Origin of the sequence: Mesorhizobium sp. M7A.F.Ca.CA.004.06.1.1, from assembly GCF_003999135.1 — a bacterium.
In the GTDB taxonomy this organism is placed as follows: Bacteria; Pseudomonadota; Alphaproteobacteria; order Rhizobiales; family Rhizobiaceae; genus Mesorhizobium.
Window position 1 is genome coordinate 1 of the sequence record NZ_RZPQ01001135.1, and the last position, 1,235, is coordinate 1,235.

Annotated in this window: 3 protein-coding genes; 2 read left to right on the forward strand and 1 reads right to left on the reverse strand. The window is 61.3% G+C overall.

The window, feature by feature from the left end:
- Together EN906_RS37885 and EN906_RS34505 are read left to right on the forward strand one after the other, a co-directional pair.
- On the forward strand, nt 1–192 hold a 192-nt coding region (locus EN906_RS37885; protein WP_206529261.1), incomplete at its 5' end, for a hypothetical protein.
- 87 nt (nt 193–279) lie between these two features.
- A complete protein-coding gene (locus EN906_RS34505) occupies nt 280–684 on the forward strand; it encodes a Fur family transcriptional regulator (RefSeq protein ID WP_056594898.1) in 405 nt (134 codons plus the stop codon).
- Between the two features lie 231 nt (nt 685–915).
- Here the strand turns inward: EN906_RS34505 and EN906_RS34510 are convergent.
- Nucleotides 916–1,235, reverse strand: a 320-nt coding sequence (locus EN906_RS34510; protein WP_245484399.1) for a DNA polymerase, incomplete at its 5' end; no start/stop codon positions are given.

The window sequence follows — 1,235 nt, forward strand, 5'->3', positions numbered from 1 at the left end:
CCGACCAGCAGCGTCCGCCGCGTCAATTTGATCATGATTGCTTCCCCAAGCCCGACCGAATTTCCAAGCGCGGCAATCCTTGCCGAAGCTATTGTCAGTATTTTGAACGTCACATCGCAGAGCAACCTGCCTGTTGCCCCGCTCCGATCGATGTTCTCGACAGCCTCGCGGGCAGAATGCTGGAAACAGTAGCAAAAAGGCCTGTTCGTCGCTATCTGGATGGGACATGGATCGTTTGTGCGCGGCACAAGCGACGCAAGGCGAGTTGGAAACAGGATCATGGCGGCAAGGGATGTGCTGACGAAGAACCAGCTGTGCGTGCTCGAGAAACTCGAGACCGCCAGCGGACCGCTCAGTGCCTACACCTTGCTCGACCAACTGCGCGAGCGCGGTTTTCGCGCGCCGCTCCAGGTCTATCGCGCGCTCGATACGCTGGTGAAGTCAGGTTTCGTGCATCGGCTCGAAAGCATCAACTCCTTCGTCGCCTGCGCCGAACCGCACGACCACAACCACTCGATGACCGCCTTCGCGATCTGCGACACATGCGGGCAGGTCACCGAAATGTCCGACCACGATGTCGGCCACCAGTTGGACGAATGGGTGCGCTCCACCGGCTTCGCCGCCAAGAAGGCGGTGATCGAATTTCGCGGGACGTGTGCCAAGTGCCTGGCCGAAGCGGCTTGAGGCCCATCGCTTCGTCATCCTAGGGCGAAGCAGGAGCGAAGCGACGTCGCGGAGACCCTAGGATCCATGCCGTGACATGAGAATGTCGCGGCGGCCCAGATTTAAGGATACTTGGCGCAGCCTCGGAAGCGGCTTCATTTTGCACCGTTGCATCCAAGGCTAATGTAACGGCATGGATCCTAGGGTCTGCGCTCCGCTTCGCGTCGCTCCGCCCTAGGATGACGACGACGGCTAATGCGCCTCGTCCCAGTTGTTCGCCGCCCGCGCGTCGACATGCAGCGGCACCGACATCGAGACCGCCGGCATCGCCGCGTTCTCCATGACGTGACGCACGACCGGGATCGTTGCCTCGACTTCCGCCTCGACGGTCTCGAAGATCAATTCGTCATGCACCTGCAGCAGCATGCGTGCCGAAAGGCCTGCTTTTTCCAGTGCCTCCTCCCTGCGGATCATGGCACGGCGGATGATGTCGGCGGCGGTGCCTTGCAGGCGGGCGTTGGTCGAGGCGCGCTCGTTGCCCGCGCGGAGCGTGGGATTGGACGATCTTATAT